The following is a 23,757-nucleotide window of genomic DNA, read 5'->3' as shown; positions in this document are numbered from 1 at the left end:
GCGCATGAAAATTATTATGTTGGGGGCACCTGGTGCCGGAAAAGGTACACAGGCAAAACAGATCGCTGCAAAATATGAGATTCCTCATATTTCAACCGGCGATATCTTCCGCGCAAATATCAAAGAGGGAACCGAGCTTGGAAAGAAAGCGAAAGCATTCATGGACAAGGGAGAACTCGTTCCAGACGAGCTGACCTGCGATCTTGTTGTAGACCGTATTTCCAAACCGGACGCAGCAAAGGGCTACGTGCTGGATGGCTTCCCAAGAACGATTCCGCAGGCAGAGGCACTGACCAAAGCCCTGGAAGCACGCGGAGAGAAAATTGACTACGCAATCAATGTAGAAGTACCGGATGAAAATATCGTTCACCGTATGGGCGGACGCCGTGCCTGCATCGGATGCGGAGCAACCTATCATGTAGAATTTAACGCACCAAAGGTAGAAGATGTATGCGATACCTGCGGCGGCGAGCTGGTTCTCCGTGATGACGATAAACCTGAGACCGTACAGAAGAGACTGTCTGTATACCATGCTCAGACACAGCCTCTGATTGACTACTATAAGAAAGCCAATGTTCTGGTGGAAGTTGACGGAACCCAGGATATCAACGTGGTATTTCAGGATATAGTAAAGATTTTAGGAGCGTAAAGGATGTCCATATCAATTAAAACTGCCCGGGAAATTGAAAAAATGCGCCGTGCCGGTGAACTGCTGGAGAAGGTACACGATGAATTAGGCCGCGCCATCCATCCGGGAATGTCAACCTGGGAAATCAACAAGCTCGGAGAAGAGATGATCCGCAGCTTCGGATGCACTCCCAACTTTTTAAACTATAATGGGTATCCGGCTTCGATCTGCGTTTCTGTGAACGAAGAAGTGGTTCACGGAATCCCAAGTAAAAAACGGATTCTGAAAGAGGGCGACATTGTCAGCCTGGATGCGGGACTTATCTATGAAGGATACCATTCCGACGCAGCCCGCACACACGCGGTCGGTGAGATCTCGCCGGAGGCAAGAAAACTGGTGGAAGTAACACGCCAGGCCTTTTTTGAAGGAATCAAATACGCAAAAGCAGGCCATCATCTTCATGAGATTTCGGCGGCGATCGGTGCATACGCAGAGAGCTTCGGCTACGGCGTTGTCCGCGACCTGGTAGGCCACGGCATCGGAACGCACCTGCACGAAGATCCGGCAGTGCCGAACTTCGCACAGCCAAGCCGCGGCGTCCGTCTGCAGCCTGGCATGACGCTCGCCATCGAGCCGATGATCACAGCCGGAGGCTATGCAGTCAGATGGCTGGATGATGACTGGACCGTTGTGACAGAAGACGGCTCTCTTGCCGCACATTATGAGAACACGATTCTGATTACGGAGGGAGAACCGGAAATTCTGACACTTTCGCATACGGAGGAGGATTTATGAAACCGATTGTGAAAGGAATGTTTGCCAGAAGCCTGGCCGGCCACGATAAAGGAAAGCTGTATGTGATTTCGGATGTACAGGAGCCATACGTATTCCTGGTGGACGGAAAAATCCGTACCGCCAACCGGCCGAAAAAGAAGAAGCTGATTCACGTACAGCCGGATTACGAAATGACGGATGCGGTTCGTGATGAAGATATCCGTAAGGCATTAAAAGAAAAAAGTTGCAAAGAGTTGAAGGAGGATTAATCAATGTCTAAGGCAGATGTAATTGAAGTAGAGGGAACTGTCCTCGAGAAATTACCAAACGCAATGTTTAAAGTAGAACTGGAAAATAAACACGTTGTACTGGCTCATATCAGCGGAAAGCTGCGTATGAACTTTATCCGTATTCTTCCGGGAGACAAAGTAACCATCGAGCTGTCCCCATACGATCTGGACAAGGGACGTATTATCTGGAGAGATAAATAAGAAATACGATAAAAAAAGCCATCCGGCATGCCGGATGGCTTTTTCTCTGTATGTGTTTCTCTGTATTCATCCCCAATAACAGTAACCGTTCTACAGAACAAAGATTTCGATCACCGGCCTTCAGATTTCTGACAGCCACAAAGCAAGCACCAGTCTGCAAACCCTGCAGCATCCGCGGCGGCGGGCATCTGAATTTCTTTTCAGTCCCTTTTGAAACCTTCCAGATGTATTATGCAATATTTTAATAGAAAAAGCAATGAAAAAAGTATAAAATTTTATGAAAACTTTTTGTAAAAACCAGGAGAATTTGTGCACTTTTGAAACAAAATTTTTAAACCGTCAGAAAAAAAAGAAAAAGTGAAAAGACAGGAGAAAAGAGCGGCCGGAAAACCGTGAAAATGACAGATGAGGGCTCGAAAGCGACAGAAGAATATATGTTTGTGAATTCTGTGTGAAGTTGAAATATTTGGTTGAATTCTCAAAATAATGTGATACAATGCAATAGAGAAACTTTACGGAGAAATTTTACCGGGAAGGATCTCCTGTGCGGTGCGGTAAAATCCATGTACCGGCAGAAATCAGGGAAACATTTTATGAAACAGCAGGCTGCAGTCTGAAAAAAATTCGGATCTGCAGCAATGGCATCGCTGCTCCTTACAGATAACAGGAAAGGAAAATGTGCAATGACAAAAAGGGGAAAGAAAAAAGGCCTTGTTGCAGCATTGAGCGTAGTTGCAGTGATTGTTTTACTTGCCGCTGCATATGGAATCTTCTGTCTGATCATCGAGGATGACAAAATCTGGGCAGATGCTTCTATTAACGGAGTAAACATTCAGGGAATGAGCAAAAAAGAAGCTGCGCAGACAGTAGAACAGAAGTTTGAAGAAGATTATAAAGATACAGCTGTTACCGTTGAGCTGGATGGTCAGCAGTATACGATGAACGTATTTCCAATGCTGGGGATGGATGCTTCCGCAGAAATTGAAAAAGCATATGAAAAAGGCCATGGAAATCTTCTGGTTCGCGGTCTGGAGTGGGTCGAGATGAAATGGGGAAAGGCAGAGAAGCTTTCCTATGATGTGCAGCCGACTGCGACCCATCCAGATGAGGTGGAAGGAATTGTACAGGCATCCGGCATTCAGGATTACAACTCCATGCAGGATACTACATATGAAGTAACAGATACCGGCCTGATCGTGCATAAAGGCATTTCCGGAACCAGACCGGATGTGGATGCCTTAAAACAGCAGATCCAGACGAATGTGACAGCAATGAATTTCCAGGATGTAATTTCCTGCCCGACGGCAGAAAATCAGCTGACAGAACCGGATTTTGCCGGAATTGCAAGCCAGATTTATACCGATCCCGTCAATGCGACGCTGGATCCGGATAACGGATATTCCGTTGTGGCATCGAAAAACGGAACCTCAATGAATGCGGACAATGCGAAAGCCGAGTATGAGAGTGCAGAAGAAAATACGGATATCACGATTCCGTTTACATTTACCGAGCCGGAGATTACAACCGAGAAGATGAACGCAAACCTGTTTAAAGACACGCTTGGAAGTTACAGCTCCAGCGCAGCGGGTGGAACGAGCGGAAGAATTCACAACGTCGGACTTACGGCATCTATATGCAACGGACAGATTGTTCTGCCGGGAGAAACCTTCTCTTTTAATGGTGTCGTAGGTGATACAACGGCGGAAAAAGGATATCAGGAGGCAGCAGGCTATCAGGATGGCAAAGTCGTCCAGGTACTTGGAGGAGGCGAATGCCAGGTGTCCTCCACACTGTTTTCCGCTATTTTGTACACAGACCTTGATGTGGTGGAAAGAGCCAACCATTCGATGCCGGTACATTATGTGCCGTCTGGAATGGATGCAACCGTATTCTGGGATTCACCGGATTTCAAATTTGAAAATAATCATAAGTACCCGGTGAAAATTGTGATGAATATGGACAGCAGTGACACACTGACCGTAAAAATTCTCGGAACAAAAGAAAACGACTATACCATTGAGCCAAGGGTAAAGCAGATCGATGAAATGAGTAATGTAACGTATCGTGATTACAAAGATGCAAGCGGAAATGTAGTAAAATCAGAATCCGTATGCGCAAGCAAATACAAACCGCTGAACTCAGGATCATGATGCAAAAAAAGATGTTACCTGTAAAAACAGACGGGACAGAGAAAAAAATCTGTCCTGCCTGTTTTTTTTCTTACCGGTGGGAGAAATGAAAAAATGCACAGAAAAGGAGCAAAAAAAAGTGAAAAAATATGTAAAAAATTCCTTGCATTTCCGGGGACAAAATGCTATACTATAAAACGAACTTTTGCGCGTGGACTTTTTTCTAACCCACAAAAAGAAAGCGCATCCCAAAAGTTTACAACAGAAAATTCCCCTACACGGGGCGCTAGGAGCAAAGAAAGGAGGATTCATCATGAAGGTTAGATCTTCTGTAAAACCGATCTGCGAGAAATGCAAAGTTATCAAAAGAAAAGGTAGCATCAGAATCATTTGTGAGAATCCAAAGCACAAACAGCGCCAGGGCTAATCCGTCATTAGGCTTGATCGTAATTGTGCAGATTTTAAGTGCGGCTGCAGCAAAGATGCGCGTGAGTGCGTTGTTTTGCTGTTAATATTATAAAGTGAGACACCTGGCAGACAAAGCAGCCAGGACACCTCCGGCGGATGGACGCGCGGAGCGCAGACATCCCTTATAATATTGCTTAATACTCCCATCTGTCAGGTGGCAGAAGGAGAAAGGTCGTGCGAACACGGCTGGATACACGCATACCTGTATCCCAATTAGGAAAATATTAATGTTTTAGAAAAATGGAGGACAAAGTACATGGCTCGTATAGCTGGTGTAGACTTACCAAGAGACAAACGTGTTGAGATTGGTCTGACCTATATCTACGGAATCGGTAGAACAAGTGCAGATCGTATCTTAAAAGAGGCTGGAGTAAATCCAGATACACGCTGCAGAGATTTGACAGACGATGAAGTAAAGAGACTCAGCGCAGTTATCGATGAGACTCAGGTTGTAGAGGGAGATCTTCGTAGAGAAATCGCTATGAACATCAAACGTCTGCAGGAGATCGGATGCTACAGAGGTATCCGTCATCGTAAAGGCCTTCCGGTTCGTGGTCAGAAAACAAAGACCAACGCAAGAACCCGCAAAGGTCCTAAGAGAACTGTTGCAAATAAGAAGAAATAATTTAACCAGTAGTCCAATATAAGATTAAGAAAGTGTAGGTTAGTTTTAAAATGGCAAAAGTGACAAAGAAAACGACAAAACGTCGTGTCAGAAAAAACGTTGAACACGGACAGGCACATATCCAGTCTTCCTTCAATAATACAATCGTAACACTGACTGATGCAGAAGGAAACGCTCTTTCATGGGCAAGTGCCGGCGGTCTGGGATTTAGAGGTTCAAGAAAATCTACTCCATACGCAGCTCAGATGGCTGCAGAAACTGCTACCAAAGCAGCGCTGGTTCATGGCTTAAAGACTGTTGACGTTATGGTAAAAGGACCAGGATCAGGTCGTGAAGCTGCAATCCGTGCCCTTCAGGCATGCGGTCTTGAAGTTACAAGCATCCGCGACGTAACACCGGTTCCGCACAACGGATGCCGCCCACCAAAACGTAGAAGAGTCTGATTAGGAGGTTAAGAACATGGCAGTAAATAGAGTACCAGTCCTGAAAAGATGCAGATCCCTCGGAATGGATCCTGTATATCTTGGAATTGATAAGAAGTCCACAAGACAGCTGAAAAGAGCAAACAGAAAAATGTCTGAGTATGGTCTTCAGTTAAGAGAAAAACAGAAAGCAAAATTCATCTACGGCGTTCTGGAGAAACCTTTTGTTAACTATTACAAAAAGGCTGACAGAATGGAAGGACAGACTGGTGAGAACCTGATGATCCTTCTTGAGCTCCGTCTGGACAACGTTCTGTTCCGTATGGGAATGGCTAGAACCAGAAAAGAAGCACGTCAGATCGTTGACCACAAACACGTTCTGGTTAACGGCAAACAGGTAAATATCCCGTCTTACCTTGTAAGCGCTGGTGATACCATCGAAATCAAAGAGGGTAAAAAATCCTCTCAGAGATATAAAGACATCGTAGAGGTTACAGGCGGCCGTCTGACTCCAGAATGGATCGAGGCTGATCTTGAGGCACTCAAAGGTGTTGTAAAAGAGCGTCCTACCCGCGAAATGATCGATGTTCCGGTTGACGAAGTGCAGATCGTCGAGCTGTATTCTAAATAAAGAATCGCCATACGCGGAAGGCTTTATTCCCATGAGTAATGAGCCAACCAATTTAAAAGGAGGGGCTTTCGAGTGTTTGATTTTAACAAACCGAAAATTGAAATTACTGAGATTTCTGATGACAAGAAGTACGGCAGATTTGTGGTTGAACCTCTGGAAAGAGGCTACGGTATCACATTAGGTAATTCTCTTCGCAGAATTATGCTTTCTTCCCTCCCTGGAGCAGCAGTAAGCCAGGTTAAAATCGAGGGCGTTCTTCATGAATTCAGCTCCATCCCTGGAGTAAAAGAAGACGTTACAGAAATCATCATGAACCTGAAGAGCCTTGCAATCCGCAATAACAGCGTAACCAACGAAGCAAAAGTTGCTTATATTGAGTTCGAGGGCGAGGGAGTTGTAAGAGCATCCGATATTCAGGTAGATCAGGATATTGAGATCATGAATCCGGATCAGGTAATCGCAACCCTGAACGGCGGCCCGGACAGCAAGCTGTACATGGAGCTGACGATCACAAAAGGCCGCGGTTATATCAGTGCTGACAAAGGCAAGAGCGATGACATGCCGATCGGCGTTCTCGCTGTGGATGCTATCTATACACCGGTTGAGCGTGTAAACCTCAAAGTGGAGAACACCCGTGTAGGTCAGATTACCGATTACGATAAACTGACACTGGATGTTTACACCAGAGGAACACTGGATCCGGACGAGGCAGTCAGCCTGGCAGCTAAGGTTTTAAGCGAGCATCTGAAACTCTTCATCGATCTGTCTGAGAATGCGAAGACAGCAGAAGTTATGATCGAGAAAGAGGACAATGAGAAAGAGAAAGTTCTGGAGATGAACATCGACGAGCTTGAGCTTTCCGTGCGTTCCTATAACTGCTTGAAACGTGCCGGTATCAATACCGTAGAAGAGCTGTGCAACAAAACTTCCGAAGACATGATGAAGGTTCGTAACCTGGGCCGCAAGTCTCTGGAAGAGGTACTTGCAAAGCTGAAAGAACTGGGACTGTCACTGAGTCCTGGGGACGGAGAATAAATCACAGCGATTTATCTTTCCGTTTGATTTGTAGACGAAAACCCCCTGTCAGTAAGTCCGAGGCAGCATGACTTGCGGGTTCCACAAATGGAGGAAAATTTAAAATGGCAAAATATAGAAAACTTGGCAGAACATCTGACCAGAGAAAAGCATTATTAAGAAACCAGGTAACCAACCTTCTGTATCACGGAAAAATCGTTACCACTGAGACCAAAGCGAAAGAGATCCGCAAGATCGCTGAAAGCATGATCGCACTGGCTGTAAAAGAGAAAGATAACTTTGAGACCGTTACCGTTACTGCTAAAGTAGCTCGCAAAGATGCTGATGGCAAACGTGTGAAAGAAGTAAAAGACGGCAAAAAAGTTACCGTATACGATGAAGTTCAGAAAGAGATCAAAAAAGATCTTCCGTCCAGACTTCACGCTAGACGTCAGATGGCAAGCTTCTTCTATCCTGTAACAGAGGTTCCGACCGAAGCAGCAGGACGCAAGAAAAACACCAAGTCCATCGATATGCCACAGAAAATGTTCGATGAGATCGCTCCGAAATATGCAGACCGTAACGGCGGATATACCCGTATCATCAAGATCGGACCGCGTAAAGGTGATGCAGCTATGGAAGTTGTAATCGAGCTGGTTTAATCTGTAAATAGTTTTGAAATTCGCAGGGGCTGCCTCTTAGTAGGTGGCTCCTGTTTTGTTGTATATCATATTTTATATGACACAATTGCGAAATTGTGGCAATGTACGGGGTTGCATCTGCTTTGCGAATAAGGTACAATACAGAATACAGAACAGCTAAAATGGGATACAAAGGAGAGCATTTGCATGGAGAGCAAGAAAAAAATGTTGTTTATTTTTAATCCGTTTTCCGGAAAAGCACAGATTAAAAGTAAACTGTTTGAAATTATCGATGTTTTTGTAAAAGGCGGATATGAAGTCATTGTCCACCCGACGCAGGCAGTCGGAGATGGTTTCGAAAAGACAAAGGAGCTTGCGCCGCAGGTGGATCTCGTTGTCTGCAGCGGGGGCGACGGAACACTGGATGAAGTTGTCAGCGGTCTGATGGAAGTGGATCAGCGCGTTCCGATCGGTTATATTCCGGCCGGAAGCACCAATGACTTTGCAAACAGTCTTTCTATTTCGAAAGATATGGTACAGGCGGCAAAGGATATCATCGAGGGAAACCTGTATTCCTGTGATGTGGGAGCGTTCAACAACGACAGCTTTGTCTACATCGCTGCATTCGGCCTTTTCACGGATGTTTCCTATGAGACAGACCAGCACATGAAAAACATTCTCGGCCATCTGGCATACCTGCTGGAGGGATCCAAACGGATCTGGAATGTGCCGACGTACTGGATTAAAGTCGAGGCAAACGGGGAAACCTTTGAGGGAGAGTATATCTACGGTATGGTGACGAATGCCAAGTCCGTCGGCGGCTTCAAAAACCTGCCGGGACAGGATGTACGCCTGGATGACGGACTCTTCGAGGTAACCCTGATCAAACGCCCGAAAAACCCGCTGGAACTGAATGAGATCATTGCGTCCCTGCTGATGCAGGAGGATCACACAGACCTCATCGATTCGTTCAAGACCGACCGCATCATCATCGAGTCCAACCAGGAGATTTCCTGGACTCTGGACGGCGAATACGGCGGAGATCACGGCTATGTCTGCATCGAAGCGCGCAAACATGCCATGGAACTGGTTCTGAACAATAAGTAGGCACGGCTTTTTGATAAGTTTTTCACAAAAAAGTGCAAAAAAATGGATTTCGCTACGAAAACCATTTGGCATTTGCAGAAAGATGTTGTATAATAAAACCAGTTATGAAAGTAACAAGTATGCCGTAAGCCTGAAAACGGTACACGGCACAATTACAGACACAGGAGGTCATTTGAGCTATGTTAGTATCAGCAAAAGAAATGTTGGACAAAGCAAAAGCTGGCCACTATGCAGTTGGTCAGTTTAACATCAACAACCTGGAGTGGACAAAATCCATCCTTCTTACCGCACAGGAGATGAATTCTCCAGTTATCCTTGGTGTATCTGAGGGTGCAGGAAAATACATGACAGGTTTCAAAACTGTAGCTGCTATGGTAAAAGCTATGATCGAAGAACTGAACATCACTGTTCCGGTTGCTCTGCATCTGGACCACGGAACCTACGAAGGATGCTACAAATGCATCGAAGCAGGTTTCTCATCCATCATGTTTGACGGATCTCATTATCCGATCGAAGAGAACGTTGCAAAAACAAAAGAACTGGTAGCTGTTTGCAAAGAGAAAGGAATGTCTCTGGAAGCAGAAGTTGGTTCTATCGGTGGAGAAGAAGATGGTGTTGTAGGTATGGGCGAATGCGCTGATCCAAACGAGTGCAAGATGATTGCAGACCTCGGTGTAGATATGCTTGCAGCAGGTATCGGCAATATCCACGGTGTATACCCGGCTAACTGGCAGGGACTGAGCTTTGAGACTCTGGCAGCTGTACAGGAGCTGACAGGAACTATGCCGCTCGTTCTTCACGGTGGTACAGGTATCCCGGATGACATGATCAAGAAAGCCATTGACCTTGGCGTTTCCAAAATCAATGTAAATACAGAGTGCCAGCTTGCATTCGCAGCAGCTACCCGTAAATACATCGAAGAGGGCAAAGATCAGCAGGGTAAAGGATTTGATCCTCGTAAACTGCTTGCTCCGGGCGCAGAAGCTATCAAAGCTACTGTAAGAGAGAAAATCGAACTGTTCGGTTCTGCAAACAAAGCCTGAGTTTAAGCACGAAAATGCTGTGCAGGATTCCTGGGGGACTTCCTCCTCAGGGTCCGCACAGTATTTTTTTTCGCGAGCAACGAGTCAAAGTCCGTGCTTGTACGAGACCTTGACGACTGCCGCGAAAGCTTTCATCGAATCCGCTAATTTTTTCGCCTGAATTAGGAAAGTTTTGTAAAATAATACGAAAAAGGGACTGAGTTCAAAAAAGCACTTGCGTTTTTGGGGTTTTTGAGTTATTTTAGTATCAGTTGGAAATCAAATCCATATGCGAATGTAAAACAAGGGCGTTCTACAAAAAATATAGCTTTTTTAGCTACCTTTTTGAGAACTCCTTTTTCTTGTATTAGGATCTTTTTAGAATCCGGCGGGAAGGTCGCATCGCAAAATTCACAAATGGAAAGGAAGAAAGAAAATGGGAGAATATGTAAATCCGGCCAAAATCTTTGGCGAAAATGTATTCAATGACACTGTAATGCAGGAACGTCTTCCAAAAAATGTTTACAAGAAGCTGAAAAAGATCATCGAAGAAGGCGGTGAGCTGGATCTTGCTACTGCAGATACGATTGCACATGAGATGAAAGAATGGGCAATTGAAAAAGGAGCAACACACTATACACACTGGTTCCAGCCGCTGACTGGTACAACTGCAGAAAAGCACGATTCTTTTATCACAGCACCGATGCCGAACGGCAAAGTACTGATGAGCTTCTCCGGTAAAGAGCTGATCAAAGGCGAGCCGGATGCATCTTCTTTCCCGTCCGGTGGACTGCGTGCTACCTTTGAGGCAAGAGGATATACAGCATGGGACTGCACCTCACCGGCTTTCGTTCGTCAGGACGCAGCAGGCGCAACCCTCTGCATTCCGACTGCATTCTGCTCCTACACAGGAGAGGCGCTTGACCAGAAAACACCGCTTCTTCGTTCCATGGAAGCTCTGAATGTACAGTCCCTGCGTCTGTTAAAACTGTTCGGAAACACCACTTCCAAGAAAGTAACTCCTTCCGTAGGACCGGAGCAGGAATACTTCCTGGTAGATGCAGAGAAATTCCTGCAGAGAAAAGACCTGATCTACACCGGCCGTACCCTGTTCGGCGCAATGCCTCCAAAAGGACAGGAGATGGACGATCACTATTTCGGAACCATCCGTCAGAGAATTGCTTCCTTTATGAAGGAGGTCAACATTGAGCTGTGGAAGATGGGCGTTACCGCAAAGACACAGCACAATGAGGTTGCACCGGCACAGCATGAGCTGGCTTCCATCTATTCCGAGGCAAACGTAGCAGTCGACAACAACCAGCTCGTAATGCAGACCTTAAAGAGAGTTGCATGCCAGCACGGACTGAAATGCCTGCTGCATGAGAAACCGTTCGCAGGTGTCAACGGTTCCGGAAAACATAACAACTGGTCCATCACCACAGATGACGGCATCAACCTTCTTGAGCCGGGCAAAACACCGCACGAGAACATTCAGTTCCTGCTTGTGTTAAGCTGCGTCCTGAAAGCTGTTGATGTTCACGCAGATCTGCTCCGTGAGTCCGCAGCCGATCCAGGAAACGATCACAGACTGGGAGCCAACGAGGCGCCGCCGGCCATCATTTCCGTATTCCTTGGCGAGCAGCTGGAGGACGTTGTTGAGCAGCTGATCAGCACCGGAAATGCAACCAAGAGTAAAAAAGAGGGCGTTCTGGAGACTGGTGTTAAGACGCTTCCGGATCTCAAGAAAGACGCTACCGACCGTAACAGAACCTCACCGTTCGCCTTCACCGGAAACAAATTCGAGTTCCGTATGGTTGGTTCCCGTGACTCCGTTGCAGCTCCGAACATCGTACTGAACACCATCGTTGCAGAAGCATTCCGCGATGCATGCGATGTACTGGAAGGCGCTGAAAACTTTGAGGACGCTGTCCATGATCTGATCAAGAAGAACTTAAGTGAGCATCAGAGAATCATCTTCAATGGCGACGGATATGCAGATGAGTGGTTAGCTGAGGCAGAGAGAAGAGGACTTCCGAACATCAAATCCATGGTGTACGCAATCCCGGCACTGACCACTGATACCGCAATCAAACTGTTCGGCGATTTCAAAGTATTCACCGAGGCAGAGCTGGTATCCCGTGCAGAAGTTAAATTCGAGAACTATGCAAAGACCATCAACATCGAAGCAAAGACCATGATCGACATGGCAAGCAAACAGATCATCCCGGCAGTCATCAAATATGCGACTTCCCTGGCTGGATCCATCAACACCATCACCGCAGCAGGTGTTACGGCAGTTGGTGTACAGAAGAATCTGCTGAACGAGACAAGTGCACTGCTTGAGGAGACCCAGAAAGCACTCGACGAGCTGATCGCAATCGAGAATGCAGGATGCGAGATGGAAGACGGCGAAGCAAAAGCAAAATACTACTACGAGAAAGTTGCTCCGGCTATGGAGGCACTCCGTGCACCGGTTGACAAACTGGAAATGATCGTAGACAAAGAGATGTGGCCGATGCCGTCCTACGGCGATCTGATGTTTGAGGTTTAACCCTAGTAGACAAGAAGTCTCCCACTTCTAAAGCGGTGGGATGAATTGTTAAAAGAAACACAACGGCAGTGGCGGGCGGAGAGAAATCGGTATCCTCCACTGACATGAGGCAAGTCACAGTCGAACTATTTTCGACATGTCAGACTCCGTGAAAATACCGACTGTGAGTTGAAACAATCCGCAGACGATCCGCTAAATTGTAAAAATTCTGTGAAAACAGGGCAGAAAAAGAGGCTGTTTTTGACAACAGCCTCTTTTTTTAGTATAATGGGGATTAGCTGTTGCCAGAAGAAAAGGGCGGACAGCGCTGCCGGAAGAAACGGCAGGAAAACATGGAGGAAACGCTTCTGGATTTCGAAGGAAAACAGAAGTATACAGAACTATGAATGCAGAACTGGAAATTTTAGGTGTGAAGCTGAAACATTACCACGTTGATGCGGCGATGGAGATTGTGGAGGAATACCTCTCGAATGATAAGCTGAACACCATCGGGATTGTGACGATGCAGATGCTGATGCAGGCGAGCAAGGAACCGACGTGGAAACAGTATATCGAAGATCTGGATCTGACGGTCATCGGGGAAACCGAAGTGCTGGAGGCAGCAGGAATCGACCCGGAGACGCCGTCCTATGAGGAAGTGGAGACGAACGAGTTCATCGCACGCTTTTTCTGGGGACTGATTCAGAAAAAAAGCCGGATTTTCGTACTGGGCGACACTGGGGAAGAACTGCAGACACTGCAGAAATATCTGACAGAAACGTATCCCGGCATTGAGATCGGAGGCGGTGCTGTCGTCGAGACGCTGGAGGAATCCGCGTTTGACAGCCTGGTCAACGAGATCAACAGCCAGACGACGGACGTGATTGTGAGCGGCCTTGCGGGAACGCGGCAGGATCGTTTCGTTCTGGAAAACAGCAGCAAAATCAGCGCGAAAATCTGGCTGAGCCTTGGCGAACACTCAACACTGCAGAACGAGGCCGGTATAAAAACGAGCTGGTGGGGAACTCTGCTAAAGAAGAATACGTTCAAGTGGATGGTAACAAAATATAACAGCGAAAAGGACGGTTGAAGTTCATGAACTGGATACGGAACAAACAGCAGTGGAGAGATTATCTGCTGATTACGCTGGGAACCGCGGTCATGGCGGTTGCGACCAGCTCGATTTACGACCCGGCGGGGCTTGTTACCGGAGGATTTTCCGGTCTTGCAATCGTCATCAAACAACTGAGCCAGATGCTGTTCGGAAAAGGAGTTCCGCTCTGGGTGACGAACCTTGTGCTGAACATTCCGCTCTTTCTTTTTGGAATCCGCATGAGCCGTGATTTTCTTGTGAAAACCATTTTTGGAACCCTGATGAACACGTTCTGGTTTGCCGTTCTCCCGGTTCTGCAGCTGGTGCCGGATGACAGGATGCTCTCCGCACTTTTTGGCGGCGTTCTGATGGGAGCAGGCATCGGCCTCGTCTTCATCGGAAACGGTACGACGGGCGGAACGGATATGATGGCGGCTCTGATCCAGAGAAAGCTGCGCCACTATTCCGTTGCACAGGTTATGCAGGTGCTTGATGGAATCATCGTCATCGCCGGTATTTTTGTCTTCGGTATCCACGCTTCGCTCTATGCGATCGTGGCAATCTACGTGACGACGAAAATGACGGATGCCCTGATGGAAGGTATGAATTATGCGAAATCCGCGTTTATCATTACCGCGCATCCGGAGCAGGTAGCCGATGAGCTCATGGAAGAACTCGACCGCGGCGCGTCCGGCATCCACATCAAGGGAATGTACACGGGCGAAGAGCGTATGATGGTATTCTGTGTTGTGGGCAAAAAACAGATCCCGCAGCTCAAACAGATCGTAGGAACGATCGATCCGGACGCGTTTGTCGTTGTGTCGGATGCAAGAGAGGTCTTAGGAGAGGGCTTCCAGACGGATTTCTCCTGACCTTTTTACGTATTTTGTGGTATAAATGTTGTGTTTTCTCTTCCTTTTTTGTCTATTTTGTATTAAAATAAGTATATCTGTGAGGTACTTTGCATCAGGAGCAGAACCATGGGGGTGTGGATATGCCTGGCAATGAAAGCGGGTGCAGCCGGAGACAAACTATAGGATGAAAGAGGGAAGAAAATATGATTTCAAATCAGATTTTACAGAGTACCATTGAGGGAATCAAAAACATTTCGCGTGTCGAACTCTGCGTGACTGATATAGAAGGAAAAGTTCTGGTAACAACTTTTCCGGAGGTTGAGATCAGCCAAAATGATATTGTAACGTTTGCGCAGTCTCAGGCAGATTCCCAGACCATGAAAAATTATCAGTTTTTTAAAGTATACGATGAACACCAGCTGGAGTACATTCTGGTTGTAAAAGGCGGAAACGATGACATTCACCTGATCGGGAAAATGGTTACCTTCCAGATTCAGGGCCTCCTTACCGCCTACAAGGAGCGCTTCGATAAAGACAACTTTATCAAGAACCTGCTGCTCGACAACCTGCTGCTGGTCGACATCTACAACAGGGCGAAGAAGTTACATATTGAAGTGGAAGCACGCCGCCTTGTATTTATTCTTGAGACAAATCCGGATAAGAACAGCGGGGCGCTGGAAAGCGTCAAGAGTCTGCTCGGTACCAAATCCGGTGACTTTATCACTGCCGTCGATGAGAAAAACATCATCATCGTAAAAGAACTTGCTCCAGGTGAGGATTATGCCCAGATGAACAAAGTGGCAGCCACCATTCTGGAAGCAGCAGGAAGAGATGAGGAGGGGAAAACCCACGTTGCTTACGGTACCATTGTCAAGGAGATCAAAGAAGTATCGCGTTCCTATAAAGAAGCCAGAATGGCGATGGACGTCGGAAAAATTTTCTCCGCTGAGAATGATATCTATGCATACAGCTCACTGGGCATCGGCCGTCTGATTTACCAGCTTCCGATCCCACTGTGCAAAATGTTCATCAAAGAGATTTTCGGCAACAAATCGCCGGATGACTTTGATGAAGAGACACTGACAACGATCAATAAATTCTTTGAAAATTCTCTGAATGTCTCGGAAACCTCGAGACAGCTTTATATACACCGAAATACCCTTGTCTATCGGCTGGATAAGCTGCAGAAGAGCACGGGACTCGATCTTAGAGTTTTTGAAGATGCGATCACATTCAAGATTGCGCTTATGGTTGTGCAGTACATGAAATACATGGAAACGCTCGATTATTAAGCGAGAACCCTTGAAGGAGGAATTGCATGATAACATTGGATAGTGTAAGTAAGAGTTACGCGAAAGGCCAGCCGGCCGTCAACAACGTATCCTTACACATCGAGAAGGGGGAATTCGTCTTTATCGTGGGAAACAGCGGTTCTGGAAAATCGACGCTGATCAAGCTCCTTTTGAAAGAACTCGAGCCCACATCCGGCACCATTAAGGTAAACGGACAGATCTTAAATAAAATGAAACGCTGGAGAGTGCCGAAATACCGCCGCGGTGTCGGCGTCGTATTCCAGGATTTCCGCCTTTTAAAAGACCGGAATGTCTATGAAAACGTAGCATTCGCACAGCGTGTCATCGAGAAACCGAACCGCGTCATTAAAAAGCGCGTGCCGGAAGTCCTGACGCTGGTCGGACTGGCAGAGAAGTACAAATCCTTCCCGAAGGAGCTTTCCGGAGGAGAGCAGCAGCGAGTTGCCGTGGCAAGAGCCATTGTCAACCGGCCTGACATTCTTCTGGCGGACGAGCCGACCGGAAACCTGGACCCGGGAAACTCCATGGAGATTATGAAGCTCCTGGAGGAAATCAACAACAGAGGAACGACCGTTCTTGTGGTAACCCACAACCGTGAGATCGTCAACTCCATGAAAAAACGCGTTATTACCATGCGAAAAGGCGTGGTAGTCAGCGATGAGAAGGAGGGCGAGTACCATGAGGTTTAGTACACTGGGCTACAGCATCAAACAGGGTGTCAAAAACATCTGGAGAAACAAGATGTTCTCGCTGGCATCCATCGCAACCATGGGAGCCTGTATCTTTCTGTTCGGTATCTTCTTTGCGGTTGTCATCAACTTTAACTACATCGTAAAAAATGCCGAGACAGACGTATCCATGACCGTCTTCTTCAACGAAGATGTGGATCAGGCGACGATCGATGAGATCGGAACGGAGATCAAGGCCAAGACCGATGTGGTCAAGGAATGTAAGTATGTTTCCGCGGATGAGACGTGGGAAAACTTTGCAAAACAGTATTTCGAAGGAAAAGAGGAATACAAGGACGGCTTTAAGCCAAACGACAACCCGCTCGCAACTTCTGCTCACTACGAGGTTTACGTATACCAGGTAGAGACGCAGGATGCACTGGCTGAGTATATCCGCTCGCTGGACGGTGTCCGTGAGGTTAAACAGGCCGAGGGTGCAACAACAACGTTGACGACGATGAACCGTGTCATTGGCTACGTTTCCATCGCGATCATCCTGATTCTTCTTGCCGTATCTGTTTTCCTGATCAGCAATACCGTCACGATCGGTATTTCGGTCCGGAAAGAGGAGATCGGTATCATGAAGCTGATCGGTGCGACGAACCTGTTTGTAAGGGCTCCGTTCCTGATCGAGGGTATCCTGATCGGTCTCGTCGGAGCAGCGATTCCGCTGGGGCTGCTGTACGTTGTATACAACAGAGTCATCAGCTACGTTATGACGGAGTTCAGCGTACTGTCGAACTTTATGGCATTCATGCCGGTATCGGCCGTATTCCGGATTCTGCTTCCGGTCGGACTCATTCTCGGTATGGGAATCGGACTTGTCGGCAGTATCTTTACGATTCGAAAACACTTGAAAGTCTGATAGGATTAGACAATATAATAAAGTAAAAATAAGTCCCGGAATCCGTCAAAAGATTCCGGGATCTTTCGATTGGGAGGCATATTTTGGAAGAACTGATGAAGGAAGAAAAAGAGGGCGTAAAAGCGGCAGAGCAGGAAAAACCGAAAAAGCGCAGAAACAGAAAGAAAAACCGAAAAAATGAGATGCGGAAGAGCTACTTTGCGGGCATGATTTCCATGCTGGCGCTTGTAATGATCGTGCTTGTCGGAACAACGTTTCTTTGGCCGGGAAGCAGTGCGGACCACCCCGGCGGCTTCTGGTCGTGGCGGAAGACGGCGGCGATCAAAGCGATGATCAGCCAGCTTTACGCGGGCGATGTGGATGACACAGAGCTGTCGGATGCGATGTATAAAGGGATGATCAGCGGCCTCGGCGACAAGTATTCTACGTATTACACGAAAGAGGAATACGAAGCGATCAAGACAGCGCAGGAGGGCTACTATCAGGGTATCGGTGTTACGGTGACGCTGGACGGCGATAAGCTGCAGGTCACCGGCGTACAGGACGATACCCCGGCGGCGAAGGCCGGTATTCAGGCGGATGACCGCATTGTGAAGATTGACGGGCAGACACTCGAAGGCTTAAGCCTCAACGATGCGCTCGGTCTTCTGAAAAACAGCGAGAACGATACCGTGACGCTTTCCATCGAGCGGGAAGGCGAGGCGGATCTGATTGAAACGGAAGTCAAAAAAGAGAAGCTTGCGGCGATTGTGGCAGACGGTAAAATGCTGGACGACAAGATCGGCTATCTGGCCATCAGCGAGTTTACAGGGCTTACCTCCGAGCAGTTCCAGAAAGCATACCAGTCACTGCAGGATCAGGGCATGGAGCGCCTGATCATCGATCTGCGCGGCAATCCGGGCGGCCTCGTGACGGCAGTCTGCGACACCCTGCGCCAGATCCTGCCGGAGGGACTCATCGTGTATACCGAGGATAAAAATGGAAAACGGGAAGAGTATACCTGCGACGGCGATACCCCGATCTCGATTCCACTCGTCGTGCTGGTCAATGAAAATACGGCAAGTGCGGCAGAAATCTTCACGGGAGCAGTCAAAGATTACGGCATCGGAACGATTGTCGGAACGACGACATTCGGAAAAGGCATTGTCCAGAATACATTCCAGCTCTCGGACGGCAGCGTGGTGAAACTGACGATTGCCCATTATTACACGCCGCTCGGAAACGACATCCACAAGGTCGGCATTACGCCGGATGTCGAGGTGGAGCTGCCGGATGACGCGACGAGCGATGTGCAGCTCGAAAAAGCGTTGGAAGTTGTCAAAGGACTGGAAAGTGCGGAATAAAATAAGAATTTTTACAGAAAAGCAGGAAAAAGGTAGGAAAAAAAGCACGAACGTGTTATCTTAGTAGAGGAGCCGAAAACAGATCTTGGCAGGCTCTAAAAGAAAGTGAGGAAAGACAGATGAACTTTACAGAAAGAAGAAAACAGGTTTTTGATAAAATGGACCAGGATTCCGCACTGCTTTTGTTTTCTGGAATCGAGCTGCATGTCAGCGCAGACGAATATCTGCCGTTTGAAGCAAACCGCAACTTTTTCTATCTGACCGGCCTTCGCAGAGATCACATGATCCTGATGATGAAAAAGACCGCAAAAGAGGAGAAATCCATTCTGTTTATCGAGGAAGCGGATCTGAACCAGGAGAGATGGTTTGGAAGAAAAGTAACCGTATCTGAGGCACAGGAGATCACCGGAATCGATGACGTTCGTTTCCTGGATTCCTTTGAGGGCATGGTAAACCGTCTGATGGCACGCGAGGACATCGGAACCCTGTATTTCGACTGCTACCGCTATCAGGTCGAGGATCTGCCGGATTACAACATGGTAAAGGCAGAGGAGTTCGCAAAGAAATTTCCAGGCAGACCGATTAAAAACATTGCTCCTGTCATCGCAGCACTGCGGATGCAGAAAGATGAGGATGAGATCGCTCTCGTCCGCCAGGCAATCAAGATCACCGACGACGCGCTGAAATTCGTGATGAAGAATCTGAAACCGGGCTGCACCGAGTATCAGGCACAGGCTGATTTCGAGTACAAGATTTTCCACGAGGGAGCAGACGGAACCGCATTCCCGACGATCGCAGGAAGCGGTGCAAACGGAACGATGCTGCACTACGACACCAACCGTGACGTGTGCGAGGATGAGACCCTGCTTCTGATGGACCTCGGAGCAAAATTCCAGGGCTACTGCGCAGATATCACCAGAACGTATCCAGTCAACGGAAAATATACGGACCGTCAGAGACAGGTTTACGACGTTGTTCTGGCAGCAAACCGCGCCGTTGCAAAAGCAGCAAAACCGGGTATGACATTAAAAGAGCTCGACGATATCGCAAAGGATGTTCTCGGCGAGGGCTGTGTGAAACTTGGCCTGATCGAGAAGAAAGAGGATGTCGGAACCTATTACATGCACGGCGTTTCCCATCACCTCGGCATTGATGTACACGATGTGACCGCGGCATGGAATGATAAGCTGCGTCCGGGTGCCATTATTACCGACGAGCCTGGTTTGTATATTGACGAATGGGAAATCGGTATCCGGATTGAGGACGATATTCTGATTACAGAAAACGGCAGCGAGGTTCTCTCTGAAGCCGTGATGCGTGATCCGGATCAGATTGAAGCGTTTATGCAGGAAAAGTAAAAAAATGACATCGGAAGATGCCAAACCGAAACAAAGCCCAAAGAAAAGAGGCGCAAAAAATCCTGAAAATTTTCCGGAAAAGCAGGAAAAGGTCAGGAACAGATGAAAAGGAGAAAACAAGATGAAAATTGCAGTCACATACGATAACGGGAATATTTTCCAGCACTTTGGAAAAACAGAGAACTTTAAAGTTTATGAAGTAGAAGACAATAAAGTGGTTTCCAGCGAAGTGATCGGATCAAACGGAACCGGTCACGGAGCACTGGCAGGCCTTCTTTCTGACCAGGGCGTGAATGTCCTGATCTGCGGCGGCATTGGCGGCGGAGCACAGGCGGCACTTGCCGAGGCAGGCGTGGAGCTCTGCTCCGGAGCGGAAGGAGATGTGGACGCAGCAGTTGAAGCTTACTTAAATGGAACCCTTACATCTGCAGGTGCAACGTGTGATCATCATGATCACGAGGAAGGTCATTCCTGCGGGGATCACTGTGGAAGCCACGATGACGAGAAAAGCTCCTGTGGTGGTTCCTGCGGAAGCTGCGGCGGCGGATGTGGAGCGCCGACACCGATTATGGAAGGAAAGAATGTCGGAAAAACCTGCCGTACCCATTACAGAGGAACCTTTAATGACGGAAGCCAGTTTGATTCTTCTTACGATCGCGGGGAACCGCTTGCCTTTATCTGCGGTGTCGGACAGATGATCCGCGGCTTTGATGCAGCCGTTGCCAATATGGAGGTCGGTGAAAAGGTTAAGATTCATCTGATGCCGGAGGAGGCTTACGGAATGCCGGATCCGAATGCAATTTTTACCGTTGCGATTGCGCAGCTCCCGGGAGCAGAGGAAGTAGAGGTCGGACAGCAGGTTTATCTGCAGAACCAGTACGGCCAGCCATTCCCGGTCAAGGTTACTGCAAAAGATGAGACCAATATTACGTTCGATGCCAACCACGAGATGGCTGGAAAAGAGCTGAATTTCGAAATTGAGCTGGTAGAAGTGGAATAAAAAACATGAAAAAAAGAGTGCTGAAACGAAGAGGTTCAGCACTCTTTTTTGACGCACGAAAAATTCAACGATTCCGATTTCTGATTTTCCCTATTTTTTGTAAAAGTAAACAAAAAATGACCAAAATTCATTTTTCACCATTTCAAATATTGACTAATAGTCATTTAAGTTGTAAGATGTGGTACTAGAAAAACAAGTTAAAAATGAATCAGAGGAGATGAATGAAAATGGTTAAAGTTGGCAAATGGATTGCCAAGCACAGGATTCTGATGCTGATCATTGGATTTCTGCTGATTATTCCGTCAGTCATCGGAATGGCAGCAACGAAAGTAAACTATGATCTGCTCAGCTATCTGCCGGAGCATCTGGAAACTGTAAAAGGACAGGACATTCTGGTAGATGAATACGGCATGGGTGCGTTCTCCATGGTTGTCGTGGAAAATATGGAAATGAAGGACGTACAGAAACTCGAAGAAAAATTCGAGCAGGTAAACCACGTAAAAGAAGTTTTATGGTATGACGATGTGGCAGACATCAGCGTGCCGGTTGAGATGATCCCGGAAAAACTCCGGAAAGCATTCTACAATGGGGATGCAACCATGATGCTCGTTCTGTTCGACAATACGACTTCTTCCGATGACTCCATGGAGGCAATCGAGGATCTTCGTAAAATTGCGAACGAGCAGTGCTTCATCGGCGGTATGACCGGTGTTGTTACCGATATCAAAAACGTAGCATTAAAAGAGCTGCCGGTTTACGTTGTCATCGCCGCAGTTTTGAGCCTCGTTGTCATCGAGCTGACATCGACTTCCTTCGTTGTTCCGATCCTGTTCCTGTTAAGTATCGGACTTGCAATCCTTTACAACCTGGGAAGCAACGTGTTCCTTGGTGAGACTTCCTACATCACAAAAGCGCTGACCGCCGTGCTGCAGCTTGGTGTTACGATGGACTACTCCATCTTCCTGCTGAACAGCTTCGAGGAGAATAAAAAGCGTTTCCCGGATGACAAAGAGCGTGCGATGGGCCATGCAATCGCCAACACGTTCAAATCCGTAGCCGGAAGCTCCGTTACCACCGTAGCCGGTTTCCTGGCACTGTGTGTTATGACCTTTGCCCTTGGCCGCGACCTTGGTATCGTTATGGCAAAAGGTGTTTTGATCGGCGTTGTCTGCTGTGTCACCGTCCTGCCGGCCATGGTTCTGGTATTTGACAAGGCAATTGAGAAAACGAGACACAAACCGCTGGTAAAAAGCCTGGATAAACCGTCCGCCTTTATCACCAAACATTATAAAGTATGGGTTGTGATCTTCCTGGTTCTGCTGTTCCCGTCGATCTACGGAAATAATCATACCCAGATTTATTACAACATCGCACGTTCCCTTCCATCTACCCTGGACTGTAACGTGGCAAACGATGAAGTAAAAGCGCAGTTCAACGTCAGCAACATGCACATCGTCATGATGGACCGCGATATGGACTCCAAACAGAAAAAGAAAATGATGGATGAGATCGGCAAGGTAAAAGGTGTCAAATCAACCATCAGCATGGGCTCCCTGCTCGGCCCGACCATTCCGGAATCCATGATCCCGGAAAATCTCCGAAGCATGCTGCAGAGCGATGAGTATGAGCTTGCATTTGTGAGCTCTGAATATGAGTCCGCAACAGATGAAGTAAACGAACAGGTCAAAGCGATTGACAAAATCGTAAAATCCTACGATAAAGATGGAATGGTCATCGGTGAAGCACCGTTGATGAAAGACCTGCAGGATGTTACCGATGCTGACCTTGTCAACGTAAACGTGCTTTCCATTGGTGCAATCTTTATCATCATTCTGCTGATCTTCAAATCGATTTCTCTGCCGATTATTCTGGTAGCAGTCATCGAGTTTGCAATTATGCTGAATATGGCAATCCCGTATTATCAGGGAACCAGCCTTCCATTCGTGGCCAGCATCGTAATCGGAGCGATTCAGCTCGGTGCAACCGTGGACTACGCTATCCTGATGACAACCCGTTATCAGAAAGAGCGCCAGAATGGAAAAGACAAAAAAGAAGCTATCAGTATTGCGCATAAGACCAGTATGCCGTCCATCATCAGCAGTGGCCTGAGTTTCTTTGCCGCAACCTTCGGTGTAGCCTGCTACTCTCAGGTTGAGATGATCGGTTCCATCTGTACCCTGCTTGCGCGGGGCGCGATCATCAGTATGGTCGTTGTTATCCTGATTCTGCCGGCAATGTTTATGATTTTCGATAAACTGATCTGTAAGACATCGATTGGATTTTTAAAGAAGAAAACAAAATAAAGTATGACAAATCCCCTGTACCGGAAGTAGCTGGTGCGGGGGAATTTTTTGCTTTGCGTTCAAATTTCTGATGTGACGGATAAGATCCTGCCATAGATTGAAGACTGGCAAAACCGGCCACTGGACGAGGTCTATCCTATTCTCTACATCGATGCAATCCATTATTCTGTAAGGGATAATGGCGTGATCCGAAAGCTTGCTGCTTATCCAATGCGTCGTAAAACCCCTTGCTGTGGGGAGTGTCAAATGGAAGAAGTATACCGGAAAAGAAGAAGGATAATACGGAAAATCTGAAAAGATAAAAACTACTCTTTATGAAGCGTATTCTCATAGTGACAGATCACTGGATGATATCCTGGCGTTTATTGAAAACTGCGCGTCGCATTCTCGTTACTTCAGTGATGAGTTAGACGCGCAA

The 23,757-nt window shown here is 47.2% G+C and carries 23 protein-coding genes and 1 pseudogene; all 24 read left to right on the top strand.

Annotated elements, in window-relative coordinates; translation table 11 throughout:
• The first annotated feature begins 4 nt into the window (after positions 1–4).
• A complete protein-coding gene (locus tag DWX26_RS06195; RefSeq protein ID WP_022461645.1) occupies positions 5–649 on the top strand; it encodes an adenylate kinase in 645 nt (214 codons plus the stop codon).
• A gap of 3 nt (positions 650–652) precedes the next feature.
• Positions 653–1,423, top strand: a complete 771-nt coding sequence (map, locus tag DWX26_RS06190; RefSeq protein WP_022461644.1) for a type I methionyl aminopeptidase — start codon at positions 653–655, stop codon at positions 1,421–1,423.
• A complete protein-coding gene (locus DWX26_RS06185; protein WP_022461643.1) occupies positions 1,420–1,671 on the top strand; it encodes a KOW domain-containing RNA-binding protein in 252 nt (83 codons plus the stop codon). The genes map and DWX26_RS06185 overlap by 4 nt, the downstream gene beginning before the upstream one ends.
• 3 nt (positions 1,672–1,674) lie before the next feature.
• Positions 1,675–1,893 carry a translation initiation factor IF-1 gene (gene infA / locus DWX26_RS06180; protein ID WP_022461642.1) on the top strand — a complete coding sequence of 73 codons (219 nt, stop codon included), beginning with the start codon at positions 1,675–1,677 and terminating at the stop codon, positions 1,891–1,893.
• Between the two features lie 683 nt (positions 1,894–2,576).
• Positions 2,577–4,043: a VanW family protein gene (locus DWX26_RS06175; RefSeq protein WP_158555030.1), complete on the top strand. Its 1,467-nt coding sequence runs from the start codon at positions 2,577–2,579 to the stop codon at positions 4,041–4,043.
• 292 nt (positions 4,044–4,335) lie between these two features.
• Complete coding sequence (gene rpmJ / locus DWX26_RS06165; protein ID WP_003022746.1) at positions 4,336–4,449, top strand: 50S ribosomal protein L36; 114 nt, start codon at positions 4,336–4,338, stop codon at positions 4,447–4,449.
• A gap of 297 nt (positions 4,450–4,746) precedes the next feature.
• Positions 4,747–5,115: a 30S ribosomal protein S13 gene (gene rpsM / locus DWX26_RS06160; RefSeq protein ID WP_117510474.1), complete on the top strand. Its 369-nt coding sequence runs from the start codon at positions 4,747–4,749 to the stop codon at positions 5,113–5,115.
• Positions 5,116–5,165: 50 nt separating this feature from the next.
• Positions 5,166–5,558 (top strand): 30S ribosomal protein S11, encoded by a 393-nt coding sequence (gene rpsK, locus DWX26_RS06155; protein WP_022461574.1) that lies wholly within the window; start codon positions 5,166–5,168, stop codon positions 5,556–5,558.
• A 16-nt stretch (positions 5,559–5,574) separates the two neighbouring features.
• Entirely contained in the window at positions 5,575–6,168 is a 594-nt protein-coding gene (rpsD, locus tag DWX26_RS06150) for a 30S ribosomal protein S4 (RefSeq protein WP_022461575.1), read from the top strand.
• Between the two features lie 72 nt (positions 6,169–6,240).
• Positions 6,241–7,203, top strand: a complete 963-nt coding sequence (locus DWX26_RS06145) for a DNA-directed RNA polymerase subunit alpha (RefSeq protein WP_117510475.1) — start codon at positions 6,241–6,243, stop codon at positions 7,201–7,203.
• Between the two features lie 104 nt (positions 7,204–7,307).
• Positions 7,308–7,844, top strand: a complete 537-nt coding sequence (locus DWX26_RS06140; protein ID WP_022461577.1) for a bL17 family ribosomal protein — start codon at positions 7,308–7,310, stop codon at positions 7,842–7,844.
• 186 nt (positions 7,845–8,030) lie between these two features.
• Entirely contained in the window at positions 8,031–8,930 is a 900-nt protein-coding gene (locus tag DWX26_RS06135) for a diacylglycerol/lipid kinase family protein (protein WP_022461578.1), read from the top strand.
• Between the two features lie 179 nt (positions 8,931–9,109).
• Positions 9,110–9,973, top strand: a complete 864-nt coding sequence (gene fba, locus DWX26_RS06130) for a class II fructose-1,6-bisphosphate aldolase (RefSeq protein ID WP_022461579.1) — start codon at positions 9,110–9,112, stop codon at positions 9,971–9,973.
• A gap of 415 nt (positions 9,974–10,388) precedes the next feature.
• On the top strand, positions 10,389–12,503 hold the full coding sequence (locus DWX26_RS06125; RefSeq protein WP_117813025.1) for a glutamine synthetase III family protein: 2,115 nt from the start codon (positions 10,389–10,391) through the stop codon (positions 12,501–12,503).
• 382 nt (positions 12,504–12,885) lie between these two features.
• On the top strand, positions 12,886–13,572 hold the full coding sequence (locus tag DWX26_RS06120) for a WecB/TagA/CpsF family glycosyltransferase (RefSeq protein WP_118601072.1): 687 nt from the start codon (positions 12,886–12,888) through the stop codon (positions 13,570–13,572).
• A 5-nt stretch (positions 13,573–13,577) separates the two neighbouring features.
• The gene (locus tag DWX26_RS06115) at positions 13,578–14,447 is read left to right on the top strand and encodes a YitT family protein (protein WP_118601071.1); all 870 of its coding nucleotides are present in this window, start codon (positions 13,578–13,580) and stop codon (positions 14,445–14,447) included.
• 185 nt (positions 14,448–14,632) lie between these two features.
• Positions 14,633–15,721 carry a PucR family transcriptional regulator gene (locus DWX26_RS06110; protein WP_118595663.1) on the top strand — a complete coding sequence of 363 codons (1,089 nt, stop codon included), beginning with the start codon at positions 14,633–14,635 and terminating at the stop codon, positions 15,719–15,721.
• Positions 15,722–15,747: 26 nt separating this feature from the next.
• Entirely contained in the window at positions 15,748–16,431 is a 684-nt protein-coding gene (gene ftsE, locus DWX26_RS06105) for a cell division ATP-binding protein FtsE (protein WP_022461638.1), read from the top strand.
• Entirely contained in the window at positions 16,421–17,335 is a 915-nt protein-coding gene (gene ftsX, locus DWX26_RS06100) for a permease-like cell division protein FtsX (protein WP_022461639.1), read from the top strand. The genes ftsE and ftsX overlap by 11 nt, the downstream gene beginning before the upstream one ends.
• Before the next feature lie 83 nt (positions 17,336–17,418).
• A complete protein-coding gene (locus DWX26_RS06095) occupies positions 17,419–18,678 on the top strand; it encodes a S41 family peptidase (protein ID WP_118601070.1) in 1,260 nt (419 codons plus the stop codon).
• A 119-nt stretch (positions 18,679–18,797) separates the two neighbouring features.
• Complete coding sequence (locus DWX26_RS06090; protein ID WP_118601069.1) at positions 18,798–20,036, top strand: aminopeptidase P N-terminal domain-containing protein; 1,239 nt, start codon at positions 18,798–18,800, stop codon at positions 20,034–20,036.
• A 121-nt stretch (positions 20,037–20,157) separates the two neighbouring features.
• Positions 20,158–21,036 carry a NifB/NifX family molybdenum-iron cluster-binding protein gene (locus tag DWX26_RS06085; RefSeq protein WP_118601068.1) on the top strand — a complete coding sequence of 293 codons (879 nt, stop codon included), beginning with the start codon at positions 20,158–20,160 and terminating at the stop codon, positions 21,034–21,036.
• Positions 21,037–21,263: 227 nt separating this feature from the next.
• Positions 21,264–23,339, top strand: a complete 2,076-nt coding sequence (locus DWX26_RS06080) for an efflux RND transporter permease subunit (protein ID WP_117761409.1) — start codon at positions 21,264–21,266, stop codon at positions 23,337–23,339.
• Positions 23,340–23,402: 63 nt separating this feature from the next.
• Positions 23,403–23,546: pseudogene (locus DWX26_RS06075) on the top strand (transposase); the annotation flags it as partial.
• Positions 23,547–23,757: the final 211 nt, after the last annotated feature.

Source organism: Blautia sp. AF19-1 (assembly GCF_003479155.1).
In the GTDB taxonomy this organism is placed as follows: Bacteria; Bacillota; Clostridia; order Lachnospirales; family Lachnospiraceae; genus Fusicatenibacter; species Fusicatenibacter saccharivorans.
Note: the sequence above shows the minus strand (reverse complement) of the source record. Positions and strands in the feature narration are given on the sequence as shown.

Excerpts from the sequence above, each read along its gene's own strand:
- DWX26_RS06085 (WP_118601068.1), top strand. The coding sequence starts at position 20,158 with ATGAAAATTGCAGTCACATACGATAACGGGAATATTTTCCAGCACTTT.
- DWX26_RS06175 (WP_158555030.1), top strand. The coding sequence starts at position 2,577 with ATGACAAAAAGGGGAAAGAAAAAAGGCCTTGTTGCAGCATTGAGCGTA.
- map (WP_022461644.1), top strand. The coding sequence starts at position 653 with ATGTCCATATCAATTAAAACTGCCCGGGAAATTGAAAAAATGCGCCGT.
- DWX26_RS06080 (WP_117761409.1), top strand. The coding sequence starts at position 21,264 with ATGGTTAAAGTTGGCAAATGGATTGCCAAGCACAGGATTCTGATGCTG.
- rpsM (WP_117510474.1), top strand. The coding sequence starts at position 4,747 with ATGGCTCGTATAGCTGGTGTAGACTTACCAAGAGACAAACGTGTTGAG.
- rpsK (WP_022461574.1), top strand. The coding sequence starts at position 5,166 with ATGGCAAAAGTGACAAAGAAAACGACAAAACGTCGTGTCAGAAAAAAC.
- rpmJ (WP_003022746.1), top strand. The coding sequence starts at position 4,336 with ATGAAGGTTAGATCTTCTGTAAAACCGATCTGCGAGAAATGCAAAGTT.
- DWX26_RS06195 (WP_022461645.1), top strand. The coding sequence starts at position 5 with ATGAAAATTATTATGTTGGGGGCACCTGGTGCCGGAAAAGGTACACAG.
- fba (WP_022461579.1), top strand. The coding sequence starts at position 9,110 with ATGTTAGTATCAGCAAAAGAAATGTTGGACAAAGCAAAAGCTGGCCAC.
- DWX26_RS06135 (WP_022461578.1), top strand. The coding sequence starts at position 8,031 with ATGGAGAGCAAGAAAAAAATGTTGTTTATTTTTAATCCGTTTTCCGGA.
- ftsE (WP_022461638.1), top strand. The coding sequence starts at position 15,748 with ATGATAACATTGGATAGTGTAAGTAAGAGTTACGCGAAAGGCCAGCCG.
- rpsD (WP_022461575.1), top strand. The coding sequence starts at position 5,575 with ATGGCAGTAAATAGAGTACCAGTCCTGAAAAGATGCAGATCCCTCGGA.
- DWX26_RS06120 (WP_118601072.1), top strand. The coding sequence starts at position 12,886 with ATGAATGCAGAACTGGAAATTTTAGGTGTGAAGCTGAAACATTACCAC.
- DWX26_RS06140 (WP_022461577.1), top strand. The coding sequence starts at position 7,308 with ATGGCAAAATATAGAAAACTTGGCAGAACATCTGACCAGAGAAAAGCA.
- DWX26_RS06110 (WP_118595663.1), top strand. The coding sequence starts at position 14,633 with ATGATTTCAAATCAGATTTTACAGAGTACCATTGAGGGAATCAAAAAC.
- DWX26_RS06125 (WP_117813025.1), top strand. The coding sequence starts at position 10,389 with ATGGGAGAATATGTAAATCCGGCCAAAATCTTTGGCGAAAATGTATTC.
- DWX26_RS06090 (WP_118601069.1), top strand. The coding sequence starts at position 18,798 with ATGAACTTTACAGAAAGAAGAAAACAGGTTTTTGATAAAATGGACCAG.
- ftsX (WP_022461639.1), top strand. The coding sequence starts at position 16,421 with ATGAGGTTTAGTACACTGGGCTACAGCATCAAACAGGGTGTCAAAAAC.
- DWX26_RS06115 (WP_118601071.1), top strand. The coding sequence starts at position 13,578 with ATGAACTGGATACGGAACAAACAGCAGTGGAGAGATTATCTGCTGATT.
- infA (WP_022461642.1), top strand. The coding sequence starts at position 1,675 with ATGTCTAAGGCAGATGTAATTGAAGTAGAGGGAACTGTCCTCGAGAAA.
- DWX26_RS06185 (WP_022461643.1), top strand. The coding sequence starts at position 1,420 with ATGAAACCGATTGTGAAAGGAATGTTTGCCAGAAGCCTGGCCGGCCAC.